The organism is Erythrobacter sp. KY5 (assembly GCF_003264115.1).
Taxonomy (GTDB): Bacteria; Pseudomonadota; Alphaproteobacteria; order Sphingomonadales; family Sphingomonadaceae; genus Erythrobacter.
Map to the genome: position 1 here is coordinate 975,001 of NZ_CP021912.1, position 17,467 is coordinate 992,467.

Genomic DNA, 17,467 nt, shown 5'->3' on the forward strand with positions numbered 1-17,467 from the left:
AAATCTTCTCAGGCCCACCATTTACCTATAAGGGGCCTTAGCTCAGCTGGGAGAGCACCTGCTTTGCAAGCAGGGGGTCATCGGTTCGATCCCGATAGGCTCCACCAGGTAACTTTCCGATTGTATGAAACGAAAACAGATCTCGTTTTCGAACGAGTAGGCGGATTTGCCGCCGACATTTGACATTGTGAATGGGTTTTTAAATCGATGCCGTGGCGCATGGATTGCATGGATGGTCTAGCCGACCATTCTATACGCGATCGATGCATCACAAAATCAATCAAATTGATTATCTGGCTGAGATAATTCCTCCGCATCATCGTTAGACTGCAGACTTTTATGCAGGTCTGTCGTTGATGGTGTGGATTCTCAAGCGTGAGGTAAGAGCATTTGGTGGATGCCTTGGCATGTACAGGCGAAGAAGGACGTGGCACGCTGCGATAAGCGTCGGGGAGTTGTGAGCAAACTTTGATCCGGCGATTTCCGAATGGGGAAACCCACCTTCACCATTTCTTTCGTTGGTCGTTCGCGGCCAACGAGAGAGGTGGATAAGGTATCACCTTAGTGAATATATAGCTTTGGTGAAGCAAACCCGGGGAACTGAAACATCTCAGTACCCGGAGGAAAAGACATCAACCGAGATTCCCGTAGTAGTGGCGAGCGAACCGGGACCAGGCCAGTGCCTTTTCATAAATTAGCAGAACTCTCTGGAAAGTGAGACCATAGTGGGTGACAGTCCCGTATGCAAAAATGATTGAAAAGGACTTGAGTAGGGCGGGACACGTGAAATCCTGTCTGAACATGGGGGGACCACCCTCCAAGCCTAAATACTCGTACATGACCGATAGCGAACACAGTACCGTGAGGGAAAGGTGAAAAGCACCCCGATTAGGGGAGTGAAACAGTACCTGAAACCGGATGCTTACAAGCAGTTGGAGCCCCATAGGGGGTGACAGCGTACCTCTTGCATAATGGGTCAGTGACTTAATCTAGCATGCGAGCTTAAGCCGTTAGGTGTAGGCGAAGCGAAAGCGAGTCTGAATAGGGCGACTGAGTATGTTGGATTAGACCCGAACCCCGGCGATCTAGGCATGAGCAGGTTGAAGGTGCGGTAACACGCACTGGAGGACCGAACCGTTGCATGTTGAAAAATGCTCGGATGACTTGTGTTTAGGGGTGAAAGGCCAATCAAGCCGGGAAATAGCTGGTTCTCCGCGAAATCTATTGAGGTAGAGCGTCAGATGTATGCCGATGGGGGTAGAGCACTGGATGGGCTAGGGCTGCGCGAGCGGTACCAAACCTAACCAAACTCCGAATACCATCGAGTCTTGTCTGGCAGACAGACGGCGGGTGCTAAGGTCCGTCGTCAAAAGGGAAACAGCCCTAACCTACAGCTAAGGTCCCCAAGTCATATCTAAGTGGGAAAGCATGTGGGAATCCCAAAACAACCAGGAGGTTGGCTTAGAAGCAGCCATCCTTTAAAGAAAGCGTAACAGCTCACTGGTCTAAATAAGGGTTCCTGCGGCGAAGATGTAACGGGGCTAAAGATATGCACCGAAGCTTAGGGTTCATAGTTTACTATGAGCGGTAGCGGAGCGTTCCGTAAGTGGTTGAAGCCGAAGGGTAACCGACGGTGGACATATCGGAAGTGCGAATGCTGACATGAGTAGCGATAAAAAGGGTGAGATGCCCTTTCGCCGAAAGACCAAGGGTTCCTGCGCAACGCTAATCGGCGCAGGGTAAGCCGGCCCCTAAGACGAGCCCGAAGGGGGTAGTCGATGGGAACCACGTTAATATTCGTGGGCCTGAAGATGTGTGACGGATGTCGGAAGTAGTGTGTCCTTATTGGATTGGGCATGCTGCCAAGATGTTCCAGGAAATAGCCTCTTCATATAGACCGTACCCGAAACCGACACAGGTGGTCAGGTAGAGTATACCAAGGCGCTTGAGAGAAGTATCCTGAAGGAACTCGGCAAATTGCCTCCGTACCTTCGGAAGAAGGAGGCCCTGAATCGAGGCAACTCTTTTCAGGGGGCACAGGCCAGGGGGTAGCGACTGTTTATCAAAAACACAGGACTCTGCTAAGTCGGCTTCAAGACGACGTATAGGGTCTGACGCCTGCCCGGTGCTGGAAGGTTAAGAGGAGGAGTGCAAGCTCCGAATTGAAGCCCCAGTAAACGGCGGCCGTAACTATAACGGTCCTAAGGTAGCGAAATTCCTTGTCGGGTAAGTTCCGACCTGCACGAATGGCGTAACGACTTCCCCACTGTCTCCAGGATATGCTCAGCGAAATTGAATTCTCCGTGAAGATGCGGAGTACCCGCGGTTAGACGGAAAGACCCCGTGCACCTTTACTGCAGCTTCAGAGTGGCATTAGGAAAGAGTTGTGTAGCATAGGTGGGAGGCTTTGAAACTTGGGCGCCAGTCCAAGTGGAGCCATAGGTGAAATACCACCCTGCTGTTTTCTGATGTCTAACCAACTACCGTTATCCGGTAGTGGGACCCTCTGTGGCGGGTAGTTTGACTGGGGCGGTCGCCTCCTAAAGAGTAACGGAGGCGCGCGATGGTAGGCTCAGGCCGGTTGGAAACCGGCTGCGAGAGTGCAATGGCATAAGCCTGCCTGACTGCGAGACTGACGAGTCGAGCAGAGACGAAAGTCGGTCATAGTGATCCGGTGGTCCCTCGTGGAAGGGCCATCGCTCAACGGATAAAAGGTACGCCGGGGATAACAGGCTGATGATTCCCAAGAGCTCATATCGACGGAATCGTTTGGCACCTCGATGTCGGCTCATCACATCCTGGGGCTGGAGCAGGTCCCAAGGGTTTGGCTGTTCGCCAATTAAAGTGGTACGTGAGCTGGGTTCAGAACGTCGCGAGACAGTTTGGTCCCTATCTGCCGTGGGCGTCGATACTTGAAAGGAGTTGCCCCTAGTACGAGAGGACCGGGGTGAACATGCCTCTGGTGTACCTGTCATCCTGCCAAGGGTGCCGCAGGGTAGCTATGCATGGACGGGATAACCGCTGAAAGCATCTAAGCGGGAAGCCTCCCTTAAGATAAGGTATCTTCGAACCGTCATAGACCATGACGTTGATAGGCTGGGTGTGGAAGCGCAGTAATGCGTGAAGCTAACCAGTCCTAATAGTTCTGTTCGCGCTTGAGAGTCTGCACTGTCAATGACAGACCTGAATAGGTCAGTCTGCGACGGAGGAGTTCTCCAGCCAGATAACGCCCTTTACCAATGTATTTGCCAGATTGAGGCAGGTGCACATCGATTTAAACCCGCTTTCGCTGGCTCCATTGCTTGGTGGTCATAGCGTCTGTGACCCACCCGATCCCATCTCGAACTCGGCCGTGAAACCAGATAGCGCCGATGGTACTGTGTCCTAAGGCACGGAAGAGTAGGTCGCCGCCAGGCATTGAAGCCAGCGATAGCGTGGAATAACCCATTCATTTGTCAAAGGGCTTGCCTCCGGGCTGGCCCTTTTGGCGTCTTTGGCGAATATCGCTTAAACGCCGAGTTAGGTGCCGCGGGATGGAGCAGTCCGGTAGCTCGTCAGGCTCATAACCTGAAGGTCGTTGGTTCAAATCCAACTCCCGCAACCAGCATCTTATTGAATTCATTAAGCAAAAGGTCCCATTGTCACCAGTGGGGCCTTTTTGCGTTTCAGCTGGAAGCATATAGGAAGCAGTTGTCGGCGAACTTCTCGGTATAATTCCAGTTGTCGCAGAATGACCGCTTTGCGCCCTAAATTCGGACCTAGGGTCGCACTACTTTCATTCGAACAGCAGACGTTCATGACAGGACGAGGCATCCACAAACTTCATCTGCCGACGGGCGTTTCTGCCGAGGGCGCCCTCACGACCCCCTCGGCGTTCCCTCAGATGCGATTATCTCGACCATGGTTTCGATCGCGGCATCGGTTAACCAGCGACCACCACTGGTGGTCAGGATCGTGAGCCCAAGATCGTGCTCCGGTGAAAAGACATAGACTGCAGCAAATCCATCGGCATCGCCATCATGCAGGTAGAAAGTGCCCTTTGGATGGCTGAGCTGGATCAGGCCGTAACCGAATTTAACCGGCTGGCCTTCGACATCGGTCAGGTTCGTGGTCAACACCAGCGGCGATGGACCGGCGGCGTTTGCAGGCCGTCGATAGGCCGCAAGCTGCGCTATCTGGAACGTCATCAAATCATCGAGAGTCGAATAGATCGCGCTGCCGGGCGTCGCCATGCCCATCACCGAGGTTGAGGTCGCGGTGCTGCGATCATCCTTGCGATAGGGGGTGGTCACCCGCTTACGCTGCATTGCATCGGGCACGACTGTCGTATCGCGCATGCCATTTGGGCGGGTGACATTTCCCGCAAGCAACGATGCGAAGTCCTGTCCTCCCGCACTTTCGGCTACCAGGCCAAGAACCGCATAGCCGCAGCTGGAATAGGCGAAACTGCCCACCTTGCTGCGATCGATCTTGATCACATCGAGATCCGCAACCAGTTTCGCGCGTGAATAGCCGTGCGGCCACGCCTCGCCTTCTTCGCGCTGGCGATAGAGCGAACAGGCCTGTTCGGGGATCGCCGCAGTATGCTGGAGGAGGTTCTCCACAGTGATCGCTTCGAGCTGCCTGCTCGCGTCGTCGCTCACGATATCGCCAAGATAGCTTGCGACCGACCGCTGCGGATCTATCGCGCCATCGGCGATCATCGTGCTCACCAGCGCACCGGTCAGCGTCTTGGAAAGCGAGGCGATCTGGTAGATCGACTGCGCATCGACAGGGCGTTCGCCGCTGCGGTCATGATGGCCCAGATTGACGATTGCCGCCTTGCGCCCGCCGCGCACCACGCCGATCGACATGGCCGGAATATCCTCCGTCTCGGCTATATCGGCAAAGCGCGTCGTCAGAAGGGCGCGCACATCCATATCCTCTACCGCCATCTCGGCCGATGCGCCGTCGGTTGCGTGGCGCACTCCGCCATTGTCAGCTGCACAGGCACCAAGAGCGAGCGACGCCGAAACGCTCAGGAACGATCGCAGGGGGAGGGACATAGACAAGTTTTCCAGTACCTGAGTGAGTGTATTGCATAAGTAATACACTACCTTGCAATTGGCAAGATGGGCTTCGACGCTAGGATTACTCGGTCGCCGGTCTGGTTCTTTCTGATCGTAAACCGCACTCAACTCCCCTCAGCGTCACAGCTCGTTCTCAGGCTCAAAAACCATCCGAAGCCGGCCGCCATCATCACGGTCACGCTCCACCACCGCGATTGGCGGCCATGCCCACTGCCACACATTGATGCCTGGCACTTTGGAGAAGGTAATTCTCCCTCGCGTTCCATGAATATCGACGCCCGCCCAGAGTTCTGGATCGCGCACCTCTCGCCGATCCAAAGCGTCAACCAAGGCCAGGATCGTATCGAAGCCTTCAAGCGCGACAAACGATGGTTGGCAGTTCAGGTGGGCGCGCAACGAATCCTGTATCTCCTGACCCAATGGAGGCAATTCCGGTGGCAGATAGCTCAGAAATGGTATCCCCATGCCGTTCTGACCCAGCGATGCCGCCCATTCCGCAAACTCGGCCTGTCCGGCGGGAGTGCCGATAAGAATATCCTCAAGCCCGGCAGCATTTCGCACTGCCTTCGCAACTGAAGCAGCAGGTTCGGGATACCCAGCGAGGATCAACACTGCCGTCGCTCCATCGGTCGCAAGTGCCTTTGACAGTTCGTCCGGTGAAAGGGAATTGAGTTCGAACACCCCCAGTTCCGCCCCGTGTGAAGCCAAATGGCTGTTCAAGATCTCCGATCCGGCTTCCCAGTAAGCGCTCGGTTGTCGGGCGACGGCTATTCGGCGATGCCCAGCTTCGAGCAGATAGTCGGCAAAGACACGCCAACCCCGCGACTGGGCAGGAGCCAGGCGAGCGACGACATTCGTCGGCATGTCCGTGAGATTGTCGAGGACGGCTGAGGAGCAAAGAAAGGGCAGCCCCAGTTCGGTCGCCCTTTTCGCCACTGCGCTGGCAACGACGCTGTGATATTCACCGGCCAAGGCGGTTATGCCCTCCGCCGCCAACTCGTCGACGATCGCGACCGCACGTGAGGCGTCGCCCGCCGTATCCCGCACCAGAAGCTCGACCGGTTCTTGATGGGGGCCGCGCCGATCATTGATCCAACGCGCTCCGAGCTTGATCCCTGCCAACAGATGCTCCCCAGCCTCTGCCCAACCGGGGCTCGTCAATGGAACCAGAGCGCCGACGCGGATCATGCCTTCGTCACCATTTTGTCTCCTTTCGAGAGTGTGGGCATCACACCTATACTGAACCGATATCGGCAGTGTTTCAGTGCTCTAGGCGCTAAGGCCGTTACCGCGCCTTCATGTAGACTTGGGGGCTGCGGCGGCCATAGAACACTTGGAGGTGCGTTCCGCAGGAGGCACCCAGCTCAGATCGGTTCCTCTTTTTTTTGGAGCAGGCCCGATCACCGCGAGCCTCTGGACTTAACCCCGCAAATGCAGGGCGAAGAGCGGAATGAACCCGGCAATGTTGACCAGGAGATGGCTTGCGATCGGCCAACCGACCGAATTGCTGAACCGGGTCACCACCATCCACACAGCGCCGAGCATCAGGCTTCCCCCGACCAATCCGATTGCACCCCGGCCACCAAGGTGGTCATTCGGCAGGTCTCATCTCGGCAATCGAGCGAGTGACGGGCGCGCTGTCATCGCCCTCTCGGAAAACATGCACATTGGCCAGCGAGCCATCGGCGCCGCGCTCGAAGCGCAGGCGGTTGGGATAATCCTCGACCGCGAACAGACCATTGCCGAGATGATGCATCCGGCTGCGATCAATACCGAGGAAATGCTGGAAGAATTCCGAGCCCACCCACAGCTCGCCCTCAATCTGCTCAATCCGGTAGTCAAAGCCCATGCCGTACAGAAGCCCGTTGTAAGGGCCGAGGATGGCATCACGCAGAGCCGGCTCGACCGGGCGGCTGTCCAACCGCTGGCGATGCCGCCAGCCCATCGCGTCGATGATTTCCCGCCGCAGCGTGGCGAAGACCGGGTTGGTGTTCGGATCGTCACCATTGCCCATGATCACGACACCGTAGCCTCCCTGCATCGAGGCGAGCATCTCTACATTGACCCCCGTGTTGGACCCGTCGTGGCGGAACCAATCGGTATTGCCGAACCCCATGCCCCGGAAGAAAGGCGTTCCTATCCCGCCCACGTAGCGCAAAGAGATAATTTCGGTCATCTCGCGCGCCAGCGATGGGGTGATCACGCCGACCTCCTGCCCGTCCAGCGCGCGCTGGAAGGCAATCATGAACCTCGCCATGTCCGACGGCGTCGACCACATTCCCGATGCGCTGATCTGCGGCGTGATCGGCAGGCCGGTGCGGATGACGGCACCGCTCTCGTCGTGGACAAGCGCGACGTTAGTCGGAAACCCCGCCGAACCGGGTTGCACCATGGTCGTATCCGCCATCCCCAATGGCTCGAAAATTCGCTCTGCAGCGAATTCTTCGAGAGTGCGACCCAGATGATCTTCGAGCGCCAATTGCACGATGACATACCCGCCGCCGCTATATTTCCAGCTGGAGCCAGGCGCGAAAAGGAACTCTATTGGCTTGTCATAGCGCGGCAGCCTTCCTTCGAGGCTGTCGATGAGCGAAGGGACCGCGTCTCCTTCGTAAAAATCCGCGAAGCCGTGCTGCGATGTGCCCGCAGTGTGCGTGAGCAATTGCCGCCATGTCACATCGGCCGCGCCGGGCACCTCGCTCGCGGGCAATTGCCAGCTCTTGAGATATCCACTGATCGGCTTGTCGAGATCGATCACCCCGTCGCGCGCGAGCATCAGGCATAAAAGGGCGGTGGCGACCTTCGAAATCGAAGCCGTCGAAAAGGCCGTCCGCTCATCCATGGCAGCGCCTGTATCGATAGATTTCACGCCTGCAGTGTGCACTTCGACGATCTCGTAATTGTCGAAGACTGCAACGCTGAGGCCGTGCAGCTTGCTCTGCGCCATTTCGGCAGAGACCTGCGGCCAGAGCTGGGCAAGCCTGACATGTTGAGCGGGCGGCAGCGCAGTGGCGGGCCGCGCTTCGAGGACCGGGCTGGCGGGCGCGCAGGCGGAGGCGCTCATTGCGAACGCACAAATGGTCATCAGTTTTTTCAAGGGGGCTCCAATCGGTTTAGATAGAACTGTATTAGTGTTGTAAAACACTAAGTGTCAACCGAGGCGGCAAGATGCCTGCCATCGGACTTCCAGCTAACCCTTCACGATCCGTGAGAGGGACGCCGGGACCGGCGCATCGCGCGGCACGCAGGTGTCGGCAATCGGTCGCCCTAGGGTAGTCGTCACCGGGACTACACCCACCCATGTGGCAGGGTCGAACTCGTCGTAGTCATCGATGGGAGGACCGGCCCGCACCTTGGCAGAGGCGGCTTCTATGACGACCTCGTAGACGCCAGTGCCCTTGATTTCCTTGTCATACGGCGCGCGAACCTCGTCCCAGCGACCCGGGAACATGTGCTCCGAGACGCATCGCAGCGCCTCCATCCGCGCCTCCGTCTCCTCGATCGGGAATGCCCGTCCATGCACGACGACCGAGCGGTAATTCATCGAGGATTCGAAGATCGAGCGACCGACCACAATGCCGTCGACCAGGGTGACGCACAGGCTCACCGGTTCCCCGTCGCAAGACGTCATCGCGCGCGACTTGCGGTGACCATGGAGAAAAAGGCGATCATCGTTGCGGCCATAGACCAGCGGGATGACGACGGGTCGGCCCTCGTCGATAAAGGCGACATGCGCGACGAACCCCCGGTCCAGAATCGCAAAAACGGACTCGCGGTCGTACGCACCGCGTTTTGCGATCTGCTTTACGCGGTTGATCCCGGCGGCAGTGAAGGGACTTTCGGGTAGATAGGGTGTTCGTGATCGCGCCATCGTGTTTGCCTTTCCCGTTTGCACGAGAGCGCAATCGCTTGCAGATTGGCTCTTTCCAAGAGCCAATTCTCGCAAATTGAGCAGTCCACTTGGGGGAGAGGCTAGGTCTCGGCCAAGGCGCCAGCCAGCAGCCTCACGCCTTTGGCGAGCGCCTTTTCCGGCCAGCCCGCGTAGCCCATGACCAGTCCAGCTGCGCCGCCTTGCGGATCTGCGAAATATGCGGAGAGCGGATTGGCACCGACCCCGCTCTGCTTCAGGGCCGCCGCCAGCTTTGCTTGCGCAACAGGCGCGGTAAACTCGCCCGTAATATGAAGCCCGGTGTCGTCGGGACCCACCTTCAACCTGTCGCGGAAATGCTGATCGAGGGCCGTCAGCAGCGCCTGCTGGCGCTCGCCATAGACTTTCCGCATGGCTCGCACATGCGATGCGAACTGGCCCGAGACGATGAACTCGGCCAATCCTCTCTGGGCGGTCACACCGGTATGTCCGCTCATTGCAAAGCGTAGGGATGCCGCCGGGTCGACCAGCGCAGGGGGCAAGACCAGATAAGCGAGGCGCAGCGCGGGAAACATCGACTTGCTGAATGTGCCCATGTGGATCACGCGATGCGAGCGGTCGATGCTCGCCAGGGTTGCGGTCGGCGAGCCGCGGTGCCTGAACTCGCCATCGTAATCGTCTTCGATGATCCATGCCCCGCTACGCTCGGCCCACGCCAGAAGGTCCATGCGGCGTCTTGCGCTCATGATGACCCCCGACGGATATTGATGCGCAGGCGTGACGTAGGCCATCCGTGCATTAGGAGCGGCGCGTTCCCCGTGTTCCACTATCAGCCCCTCCGCATCGCACGGCACCGGCACGACTTCGACGCCATTGTGGCTGATGACGTGCCGGGCTTCGGTATACCCCGGGTCCTCGAGCCACGCGCGATCGCCGGGGTCGGTAAGCAGCTTCAGCATCAGCTCGATAGCGCTGCGCGCACCGTCGAAGATCATGATCCGATCGGGATGGCAGGCCACGGCCCGCGAGGGGCCGATATGATCGGCGATAGCCATCCTAAGCGGCCGCCAGCCCAACGGATCGTCCTCGACGTCCCTTCCTGCGGCCAACCTCCCGCCGCGGGCGATGGCTCGTGCCCAGCTTTCGCGCGGGAAGAGGTCGGTGGCGGGAACGCCGGGGGCCAGCACCGGGCGCCGGGTGAGCGGATCGACAGGCGGGCTCGCTTGCACCATCGCCTCACCCCTGCGTGAAAGCTGCGGCGGGCCGTTCGGCGGCGCGGCGTCGACCACCGAGACGGTGGAGGCCAGCCCTTGCGCAACATAGGTCCCGGAGCCAGGCCGCGACACCGCGAAGCTTTCCGAGATGAGCTGAGCATAAGCATCCGCCACGGTATTCCGGCTAATGCCGTGCGCTTCCGCCGAACTTCGCGACGAGGGCAGACGCTGGCCAGACTTGATGGAACCACTCGTTATCGCGCTGCGGAGCTGGCGCGCAAATTGGCTCGAAAGGCTCTCCCTCGAAGTGCGATCGAGCGAGATGGTGTCGATATTCATAGCTGCTGTATAACAGGCCGAGCAAAGCGTGGCAGCTGTCTATCCCCGCGGCGGAACCCCCTTAGCTCACGCTCAAAAGATTATATCGACAGCCTGCCAATCCTAAGGCGACACACAAGGGCCGAACAACAAGGTTGGGGGCCATCGGCTCGAATTCCGAAGTGGAAGATGACGCATTGTCGCGCCCCAGCTTCGGCCACTGACACGCGACTTGAACTGGGCCGTTACCGGACGCCCCGGTCTTAGCGTTCAGATTGAAACAGCAGGTCCTCGCTTTAAGCAAGGAGTGACTGCACCAACAGCCGCGAAATCGCTAATGCTGCGGCTGGCGGCGTCTCGCGGCTGCAGCAAACTGGATGGCATTGGCTAGAGAGGAAATGGCTGTCGGGCAGAACTGCCGTAAGCATGGGCACGATTTGGGAGCGGGCCGCAATCGTCGTCATGTTGCGCGTCGATGGCCGCTTCGAGCTCTTCCCGGTTGCCAACTCGTCGCCGAATGAGCGCCAGTCCGCGGTTGGAAGGCGAGCGGACGACCTGCCGCGCCATCGCGCCCTTGGAGATCGTGAAGATTCGCAAGTCTTCGCTGCCACCTCCGTATCCCCTTACATCGAAATTATTGGTGGCCTCATCATAGAATGAGATGGACCAATATCCCGGCGTGCTTCCTACCTTCACAAGAATATCGCTCTCGGAGACGTCGTAGGCGCAGAGAGAATACAGGAGATCGGGAGAGGGTCGCACGACCTCGCGGCTCTCCTCGTCGACCGGTGGTGCCTTGATCATTTGGTTCGGACCGCCAGCCTCAGCCTCAATGCGTTCGAGCGCCGCGCTCATGATTACGCGCGGGGTCGCCCATGTGGTGGCCGTCCACCCCACGGCTCCTGCGACCAGGAATGTGAGGCCAAGGCCGACAACGGAAGGCCCTTTCAGCATGACAGTCGCCTTATGCGAGGAAAGTCAGCTGCTACTACCGAAGCGAGCAAGTCCTCGTCCGGCTCGTAGAGCCGCAAGACGAGATCGAACTCTCCGGCCTGATCTGTAGAAATCCAGTTGCCGGTTTCACCGACCTTCTTATTCGACAAGAGAGCGGACCAAGCCGCGTCGTTCTGTTCCAGCGAGCTCTTGTTGATCGAGTAGGCGCCTGTATCGTTTCGCGGCAAGAAGGCATCGGCCGCGTAGATGGTGATCGACCACCACTTGGCAGGTAGCTCGCCGCCATCAATCCTGTAGTAGCACCGCGCGCTCAATGGGCGCCCCGTGTCATCGGTGGAACGTGTGTAGTAGATCGCCTCGGATCGATTGAGCGCGAAAAGGCCGCGGCGTGCAGTGTGGGCACGCAGCAACATGTTCGCATTGTCGGAGCCTATGTCTGGGTCCGTGGTCCAGGCTTCTCCGTCTTTTCCGCCTATCCCGTTCAAAACCCCCGGACGTCCAGTCTGCCAGATCGATACGCCCGCGCCGACCAGGAGACCGGCGAGTGCAACAATGCTCACCGCCAACAACCTTGAGCTGCGCTTTGTCTCTTGCGCCTGAGGGTCGAGCCCCCGTCCATTCCTGAATTCGATGTCAGCGATTTTAAGCGCCTCCAGACATTCGCTCAGAGCCAGCGACTGACAAGGTCACCTTATCTGACACGTATCATCGTGCGGCGACCCGAATAAACGATCGACCCATCGTCAGCCAAGGCATGATTGTTGCCCTGGTCGAGCACGTTCGGATCGATTCCCAGATCGACCCGCCCGCTTTCTTCACCAGTCTCCAGATCGATCGAAGTGTACTGGTAGCGGTTTCCGTAACGGCCCATGCCGTAGGTATGGCAGTCGCTGCGAACACACGAGATGGTCGGCACGCCGTTGAAGAGGATCGACGGATTGGCCCATACAAGCCGGAAACGCCGCAAGTTCGGCAGCCAATCCACGCGCTGTACACCGCGCGGCGCGTTCGCACCGGGCTGGAACCCCGCCCATTGCGCGGCGACAATAGCTGTATCGAACACCGCGGGTGAGTTTTGCGCTGTGAAGCCGTCACCGTCTGGTGTGGAATAGGGAAGAGCGAAGACACCCGCGACGCGGCGGTCCAGGAACTCCCCGGCCTTGTTCGGATCGGGAAGCGCGCTCCAATCTGCAGGAATCGCCCCGCGCCAAAAAGCAACCAGATTGTTCTTGGGAGAATGCCCATCGACGATGACCATGACATCGCTGTCTCCGCCGATAAGCGTCGGCGTGGTCCCTGTCCCGGTACATGTCTCCCCGTTGGCCACGGCCAGAATTTCCTCCTCACGTGATCGGTCAGGCGGGACATCCTCGCAGCCAGGTCCTCGCATGTCATAAGGCGCTTCCCATGCACGGCGGAAGGCGCGGCCCGTCCAGTCGACCGCCACCGTCAGGTTTTGTGCTGCGACGAAGATCCGGCCATTCTGGTCGATTGGAAAGGAGTTCTGAAAGCTCGCGCCGCTATCGCCGGGAAGCTCGAAATTCGAGATGACCTGCCCCTGATCGAGATCGATCGCGATGAGCTGGTTTGCATCGGTCAAGGCTATCAGCGTTCCGTCGAAAGCCACGGAATGGTGGGCGAGCAGGTTGCCGTAGAGGTTTCGGTTGACGGCAATCCGGCGTTTGACTTCGAGATCCGAGGTCGGATTGGCTGGATCGATATCGCCGACTATCGCGATCGAATTGGTGAGGCGCTCGCTAACAACGGCATTGCCATTCGCCAGCAAGAGCAGACCCCAGTCGAAATCGAGCGGGTCGCGATTGAGCGGGAGAAAGTCGATCGCGCGAAAGTCGTCGCCATTGATCAGATATTTTGCCACTCCATTGTTTGGCGTCGTGATGACGGGCTGCGATCCGTCCCCGTATATCGGCCCCATCACGGTCCAGGGTGACACGTAGACCGGCGCAATCAGGCTAGTGAGCGATCCAATGATCTGCGCCTCTTGCACCGGACCCGGGCCTATGCGTGCAGATGCGGTTGCATAGCTGTTCGCATGAAAAATCGGCCAGCTCGACCCCGCGAGAAAGGGATTGCGCGGCGCTGCCGAAACATCTGCAGCCGGCGGAGGCGAAGCGGTGGGAGTCGGAGTGGGAGCAGGTGTCGACGTGGGCGGCGGCGGGGCGTCCTCACCTCCACAACTCGCTAGCATCAGCGCGCCCGTCAGCACCGCAGCGACAATATGAGGCCGCTTCATCGACCTTCCTCCTCGAAAGCGAAGATTCTGAGCGTGCCCTTGCGCACACCGACGATGATCGAGCCATCATCCGCGATCGTCTGCTGGTTTCCCTGGTCGGTGAAGTGATCCTCGTCTCCGAGCTTCAAGTCGAAGGCGATTTCGCCGGTATCGATGTCGAGCCCTCGATAAACGTAGCCGCAGCCCGCGCCCCTCCCGGTGCCGTAGACCAAACCTGTGGTCGAAGAGGCGGTGGGTATGCCGTTGAAATGAACGTCCGGGTTCGACCAGACCAGTTGGAAGCGCCGTGCCGATGCATCCCAATCGACGCGCTGAACTCCCTTCGGCGGCGTGCAGTCCGGGTTGAAGCCTGCCCATTGCGCGATGAAAACGGAACCGCCGAGCACCGCAGGAGAGTTCTCAGCCGTGTGACCTTCGCCTTCGGGTGTAGAAAGCGGCAAGGCGATGCGCCCCGCGAGACGTCGGTCCTGCCCGCGCAAGCCCTGCCAATCGTCAGGTATCTCGTCACGCCAGAATGCCACCAGATTGTTGCGCGGGGCATGGCCGTCGGTCATCACCACCAACCCATCCTTGGTCGTGCCCATCAGCGTTGGCGTCGTGCCGGTGCCGGTACATCGCATTCCGCGGATCGTGCGGATACGCTCGCGCAGGCGGGACGTGCGGCGCGGTGTCTTGCAGCCCGGTCCGCGAAAATCGTATTCGGCTACCCACGCATTGCGAAATTGGCGGCCATCCCAGTCGAGCGCCGTGACAGCGCTCTGCGTAGAGATGAAAATCCGCCCAGATTCATCGGTCGCGAAGGCGTTGTGGTAGCTGTAACCGCGTTCGCCATCGCCGAGCGAGTGCACCGCATCGACCTTGCCCGTCTCTATCGAAATTGCGGCCAGCTTGTTGTCCTCCATCAAGATGAGGACGTGGCCTGAATAGCTGACCGTGAAATGGATCGTGAGTTCGCCGACAGATCTTGGGACGTCGATTGTCCGGCTCACGATCAACGGACACTCAGCGCACCCCCTTTGCTCATCGCGCAGGAGGTAGATGCGGTTGTGTTTGATACTCGTCACCGCGATCTCGCCATTGCTGAGCGCAGCAACATTCCAGTCGAAGTCCCAACGCCCGCGAGGCAGGTCGAGATAGCTCACCTGCGTCATTTCCAGACCGTCTATCAGCCATTTGACGACACCCTTTTGCGTGTTGCTGATGACGGCCTGACGGCCGTCGGCGTAGGGCTTCATCACCACGGTCCAGGGCGCGGTTCCGTCTTCCGGGTTATCGAACCGCTGGAAACCAGCGCGAGCGTCGCGTCTGATCGAAGGAAGCGGGCCAGACGCCTGAGCATAGCCATTGCGATGGAAAAGCGGCCAGCTTGATGCGGCGAGATAAGGGTTGTCGGGAACTTGCTCAGTGCGCTGCGTGCCTGTGTTGTCTTGGGCAGAGCCCGGCATGGCGAGCATCCATCCGGCGCATATCGCGATTGCAGAATGTCTGTTCACGACGCGTGCTTTGAAAGCGCCATGAGGGCTGATTTCGAGAGATCCATAATCTCAGTCCTGTTTCCCGACTGAGCCGATCTTCCGCGCGCTTCGTAACGACCGTATTTCAAGATGCGCCCGATTTGTAACGAAGTGTTACAGGCATTGCATGCGGCGAGCTTGATTGGGAAAGTCTGCGAATGACGCAGCCCAAAGATATCATCGTCGTCGAGGACGACAGCGAGATCCGCGAAATGGTGGTCGAACTCCTGCGCAAGGAGGGGTGGTCGTGCGCCGGAGTGGGATCCGGAGAGGAACTCGATCGCCTCCGATCGGGCATCCGGGCCCGGCTCCTAATTCTGGACCTCAACCTTCCTGGAGAGGACGGCCTCCACATCGCCAAGCGCGTTTCTGGGGAGGGCGACGCGCCGGCGATCCTCATGCTCACTGCACGCAGCGACGACGTGGATCGGATCGTAGGCCTCGAGGTCGGCGCCGACGACTACCTCGGCAAGCCGTTCAATCCTCGCGAACTCGTCGCCCGGGTCCGGGCCCTGTTACGACGCCTCGATCGAACGCTGAGCTCAGTGGGAGCCCAAACGCTATCGGTTGCGGGGTACACCATAGACAAGGCTGCACGGTCAGTTCGTGGTGAAAGCGGAGAGGACATTGCCCTGTCCGGAGCTGAATTTGCCCTTCTCGCCGCATTGTCCGAGGCGAAAGGCCGGGTGCTGTCGCGCGATTACCTGCTCGACCACATCCATGGTCGTGAGGCTACTCCTTTCGATCGCTCGATCGACGTGTTGGTCAGCCGGGTGCGCAAGAAGGTCGATCGCGAGGGTCGTCCTTCGATCATCGAAAGTGTGCGCAATGCAGGTTACGTCATCAAGGATCACTCATCATGATCAGCTTTCTTCGCCGTTCGCGCCTCCGATCTTGGCTAATCGTCCTGAGCATTCTGGCCGCGCTTCAATTGCTGCTCGCCATCGTGTCCTTCTGGCAATCGACGACTACCCGGGACGAAGGATTCGCCCTTCCCGGACCGTCGCGCATTGCTGCAATTGTCTCGACACTCGAGGCGTCGTCGCCGTCAGAGCGGACAGCGATCCTGACCGCGATCTCAGACGAGCGCTTTTCCGGAACGATCGTGATGTCCGACCCGGTCGCCGATCGAAACGCGTCAGCACACATGCTCCCTGGAGTAGCCATGCTGATCGAGGCAGAGCTTTCTCACCGCAGCGGAAGAAATGTAGAGGCGTGGCTTGTCGGAAACGCAGGCGCACAAAACATCCGACGAACCCCGTTTGAGCTTTGGAGCACCGCCCCATTGCAGGTTTCAATCGCGCTTGCGCCGAACGAATGGCTGTTACTGGAAGCGATTGGCGATCACGCGAACTTCGTTTTCGGTCTGCCCCCAGGGTTCTGGGCCGGCTTCCTCGGCGTCACCGTCGCGTTTGCGGCTCTGGCGCTCCTATGGTGGAGTTTGCGACCGCTCGAGAGGATCGAGCGGGCGATGGAGCAGTTCGCCATGGTACCGGTAGCTGTTCCGATCGAGCCTCAGGGCCCGCGCGAAACTCAGCGTATCGTTGCAGTCGTGAACCGCATGCAGAGCCAACTCGCCAATCTCTTTCAGGAACGGCAAGTCATGTTCGGGGCGTTGTCTCATGACCTTCGCACTTTGCTTACCCGGCTGAGACTGCGCGTTGATCGGATAGAGGATGCGATCTGGCGCGAAAAAGCGGATGCCGATCTGGCGGCGATGAACGAAGTCATAGAAAATGGTCTCGCCCTTGCCCGGCTCGATGCTGCACGAGGCGGACATGCGCAGCGCGTCGACATTGCGGAGCTCTTGCGCGAAGTTGTGCGCAGCACCGAGCTTGCCCCAGATGATCTCGTAATTTCAAGAGAGGCGAAGCCGCTCGCCATTAACGCCGACCCGCACATCTTGCTGCGCGGTATTCGCAATCTGGTCGACAACGCGTTTCGCTATGGAGGCGATTGCTCCGTCGCGGTCGCCTTTTCCGAGGGCCGTCTCACGATTGATGTTGCTGATACAGGTCCGGGCATCGACGCAGCCGAGCTGGAACGACTGGTTCGCCCGTTCGAGCGAGGCGCCGAGACGAGGACCATGAAAGATAGCGGGTCTGGTTTGGGCCTCGCAATCGCCAAGCGAGCGGCCGAGAGCGCGGGCGGATCATTGACGCTCTACAATCGCGCCGCTGGTGGCCTCGTGGCGCGCATGGAATTGCCGGTCAAAGCCTGAGTTTGGGCCGGTAGCCGAATGGCAGCTTTCCGCTAGTGCCACACCAAGAGCTACC

General features: G+C 59.0%; 11 protein-coding genes, 3 tRNA genes and 2 rRNA genes (1 of these 16 cut by a window edge). 7 read left to right on the plus strand and 9 right to left on the minus strand.

From position 1 onward, the window contains the following. The 5 genes from CD351_RS04710 to CD351_RS04730 all read left to right on the plus strand — a co-directional run. Window positions 1-20 (plus strand) — tRNA-Ile (locus CD351_RS04710); it begins 57 nt to the left of the window's first position. Between the two features lie 11 nt (window positions 21-31). Next, window positions 32-107 (plus strand) — tRNA-Ala (locus CD351_RS04715). A 263-nt stretch (window positions 108-370) separates the two neighbouring features. Then, window positions 371-3,160: ribosomal RNA gene (locus CD351_RS04720) — 23S ribosomal RNA — on the plus strand. Window positions 3,161-3,301: 141 nt separating this feature from the next. After that, a 5S ribosomal RNA gene (rrf, locus tag CD351_RS04725) occupies window positions 3,302-3,416 on the plus strand. 111 nt (window positions 3,417-3,527) lie between these two features. Continuing rightward, window positions 3,528-3,604 (plus strand) — tRNA-Met (locus CD351_RS04730). A gap of 253 nt (window positions 3,605-3,857) precedes the next feature. Here the strand turns inward: CD351_RS04730 and CD351_RS04735 are convergent. The 9 genes from CD351_RS04735 to CD351_RS04775 form a co-directional block, all read right to left on the minus strand. After that, complete coding sequence (locus CD351_RS04735; RefSeq protein ID WP_111991542.1) at window positions 3,858-5,045, minus strand: serine hydrolase; 1,188 nt, start codon at window positions 5,043-5,045, stop codon at window positions 3,858-3,860. A gap of 144 nt (window positions 5,046-5,189) precedes the next feature. After that, entirely contained in the window at window positions 5,190-6,257 is a 1,068-nt protein-coding gene (locus CD351_RS04740; protein ID WP_111991543.1) for an ABC transporter substrate-binding protein, read from the minus strand. Between the two features lie 403 nt (window positions 6,258-6,660). Further along, window positions 6,661-8,133: a serine hydrolase gene (locus tag CD351_RS04745; RefSeq protein ID WP_162627609.1), complete on the minus strand. Its 1,473-nt coding sequence runs from the start codon at window positions 8,131-8,133 to the stop codon at window positions 6,661-6,663. A gap of 126 nt (window positions 8,134-8,259) precedes the next feature. Beyond that, window positions 8,260-8,940, minus strand: coding sequence for a pyridoxamine 5'-phosphate oxidase family protein (locus CD351_RS04750; RefSeq protein ID WP_111991545.1), 681 nt, complete (start codon window positions 8,938-8,940; stop codon window positions 8,260-8,262). A 101-nt stretch (window positions 8,941-9,041) separates the two neighbouring features. Continuing rightward, a complete protein-coding gene (locus CD351_RS04755; RefSeq protein WP_111991546.1) occupies window positions 9,042-10,490 on the minus strand; it encodes a PLP-dependent aminotransferase family protein in 1,449 nt (482 codons plus the stop codon). A 366-nt stretch (window positions 10,491-10,856) separates the two neighbouring features. Further along, window positions 10,857-11,423 (minus strand): DUF1254 domain-containing protein, encoded by a 567-nt coding sequence (locus CD351_RS04760; protein WP_111991547.1) that lies wholly within the window; start codon window positions 11,421-11,423, stop codon window positions 10,857-10,859. Next, on the minus strand, window positions 11,417-11,983 hold the full coding sequence (locus CD351_RS04765) for a DUF1214 domain-containing protein (protein ID WP_111991548.1): 567 nt from the start codon (window positions 11,981-11,983) through the stop codon (window positions 11,417-11,419). Before CD351_RS04765 ends, CD351_RS04760 begins: the two co-directional genes overlap by 7 nt. A gap of 131 nt (window positions 11,984-12,114) precedes the next feature. Further along, entirely contained in the window at window positions 12,115-13,677 is a 1,563-nt protein-coding gene (locus tag CD351_RS04770) for a hypothetical protein (protein ID WP_111991549.1), read from the minus strand. Continuing rightward, a complete protein-coding gene (locus CD351_RS04775) occupies window positions 13,674-15,170 on the minus strand; it encodes a hypothetical protein (protein WP_162627610.1) in 1,497 nt (498 codons plus the stop codon). Before CD351_RS04775 ends, CD351_RS04770 begins: the two co-directional genes overlap by 4 nt. 179 nt (window positions 15,171-15,349) lie before the next feature. On the opposite strand from CD351_RS04775, the gene CD351_RS04780 reads away from it, so the two are divergent. After that, window positions 15,350-16,054 carry a response regulator gene (locus CD351_RS04780; RefSeq protein WP_111991551.1) on the plus strand — a complete coding sequence of 235 codons (705 nt, stop codon included), beginning with the start codon at window positions 15,350-15,352 and terminating at the stop codon, window positions 16,052-16,054. After that, a complete protein-coding gene (locus CD351_RS04785; protein WP_111991552.1) occupies window positions 16,051-17,412 on the plus strand; it encodes an ATP-binding protein in 1,362 nt (453 codons plus the stop codon). Before CD351_RS04780 ends, CD351_RS04785 begins: the two co-directional genes overlap by 4 nt. The last annotated feature ends 55 nt before the right edge of the window (window positions 17,413-17,467 follow it).